General features: G+C 72.1%; 2 protein-coding genes. Both read left to right on the top strand.

Annotation, left to right across the window (positions count from 1 at the left end; genetic code table 11):
• The first annotated feature begins 25 nt into the window (after positions 1–25).
• On the top strand, positions 26–1,192 hold the full coding sequence (locus FVE25_RS53570) for a pyridoxal-phosphate-dependent aminotransferase family protein (protein WP_157255252.1): 1,167 nt from the start codon (positions 26–28) through the stop codon (positions 1,190–1,192).
• On the top strand, positions 1,189–2,118 hold a 930-nt coding region (locus tag FVE25_RS53565), incomplete at its 3' end, for an FAD-binding oxidoreductase (protein WP_246268916.1). The genes FVE25_RS53570 and FVE25_RS53565, both read left to right, overlap by 4 nt.

Below are 2,118 nucleotides of genomic sequence, written 5' to 3'. Positions count from 1 at the left end.
ATAGTGGAAGAGAGGGTGTGTTCTGATGAGTTACCCCGCCGGCCGCCACTTCCTGCAGATCCCCGGCCCGACCAACGTGCCCGACAGCGTGCTGCGGGCCATGTCGGCGCAGACGATCGATCACCGCGGGCCCGAGTTCGCCGCTCTGGGCCGGCAGGTGCTGGAGGCGGTCAAGCCCGTCTTCGGCACCAGCGGCCCGGTGGTCATCTATCCCGCCTCCGGTACCGGGGCGTGGGAGGCCGCTCTGGTCAACACGCTGTCGGCCGGTGATCGGGTGCTGTGTTTCGAGACCGGTCACTTCGCCGGCCTGTGGCAGGAGATGGCCGGCCGGCTCGGCCTGGCCGTGGACTTCGTGCCCGGCGACTGGCGCCACGGCGCCGACCCGGCGGTGGTCGCCGAACGGCTGGCCGCCGACACCGGCCATGCCATCAAGGCGGTGTGTGTGGTGCACAACGAGACCTCTACCGGGGTGACCTCCCGCATCCCGGATGTGCGGGCGGCGATCGATGCGGCCGCGCATCCGGCGCTGCTGCTGGTCGACACCATCTCCTCGCTCGGCTCGATCGACTACCGGCACGAGCAGTGGGGGGTGGATGTGACGGTGGCCGGTTCGCAGAAGGGGCTGATGCTGCCGCCGGGGCTGAGTTTCAACGCGGTCAGCGACAAGGCGCTGGCCGCCTACCGGACCGCCGATCTGCCGAAGTCGTTTTGGGATTGGGGGCCGATCCTGGCCGCCAACGAGCGCGGCTTCTTCCCCTACACCCCGGCCACCAACCTGCTCTACGGCCTGCGTGAAGCCCTGCGCCTGCTGCAGGCGGAAGGGCTGCAGCAGGTGTTCGAGCGCCACCGCCGCCATGCCGCCGCCACCCGCGCCGCCGTGCGCGGCTGGGGCCTGGAGGTGCTGTGCGCCGATGAGCGGGAGTATTCCGGGTCGCTGACCGCCGTGCTCATGCCCGAAACGCATGACGCGGACAAGGTGCGGGCGATCATCTTGGACCGGTTCAACATGTCGCTGGGCGCCGGGCTGGGCCGGCTGGCCGGGCGGGTCTTCCGCATCGGGCATCTGGGCGACTTCAACGACCTGTCTCTGGCCGGCACGCTGGCCGGGGTGCAGATGGGCCTGATGCTGGCCGGGGTGCCGATCGACGCGCGCGGGCTGAACGCCGCGCTCGAGCTGCTGCAGACGCCATGACCGCCACCCTGCCCGGCCCGCCCGGCACACCCGACAAGCCCGACCGGCCCGACAAGCCCGGCACGCCCGGCACATCCGACAAGCCCGGCCCGCCCGACAAGCCCGGCACGCCCGGCACATCCGACAAGCCCGGCCCGCCCGACAAGCCCGGCCCGCCCGACCGGCGCGGCCAGTCCGGCCAGTCCGGCCGGTCTGCGGCCGGCGCGGATGCGGGTGCGGGTGTGGATGTGGCTGGGCTGGAGCGTGCGCTGAAGGCCGCCGTTGAGGGTGAGGTGGCCTTCGACGACTACAGCCGGCATCTGTTCTCGCGTGATGCGAGCATGTATTCGATCATGCCGGTGGGGGTGGTGTTTCCCCGGCATGGCGCCGATGTGGCCGCGGCGGTGAAGGTCGCCGCGGGGTTCGGCGTGCCGGTGCTGGCGCGCGGGGCGGGTACCAGCCTGGCCGGTCAGACGGTCGGGCCGGGCCTGGTGCTGGACCTGTCCCGGCACATGAACCGCATCCTGGAGCTCGACCCGCACGCGCGCACGGCGCTGGTGGAGGCGGGGGTGGTGCAGGATCAGCTGAACCGGGCCGCGGCCGGGCACGGGCTGATGTTCGGGCCGGACACCTCTACCAGCAACCGGGCCACCATCGGCGGGATGATCGGCAACAACTCCGCCGGCAGCGGGTCGCTGACCTACGGCATGACGATCGATCACGTGCGCGCCTTGGATGTGGTGCTGGCCGATGGCAGTACGGCCCGGCTGGAGCCCGTCAGCGAGGCCGAACGGGCCCGGCGGGCGGCCCTGCCCACGCTGGAAGGCGCCCTGTATCGGGAGCTGCCCGGGCTGGTGGCCGAGAACGCGGAGGCGATCGCGACCGGGTTTCCGCCGTTTTGGCGGCGGGCGTGCGGCTACCGGCTGGACCGGCTGGCCGGCGAGGCC

It is taken from the genome of Nonomuraea typhae (assembly GCF_009760925.1).
GTDB classification, from domain to species: domain Bacteria; phylum Actinomycetota; class Actinomycetes; order Streptosporangiales; family Streptosporangiaceae; genus Nonomuraea; species Nonomuraea typhae.
Note: the sequence above shows the minus strand (reverse complement) of the source record. Positions and strands in the feature narration are given on the sequence as shown.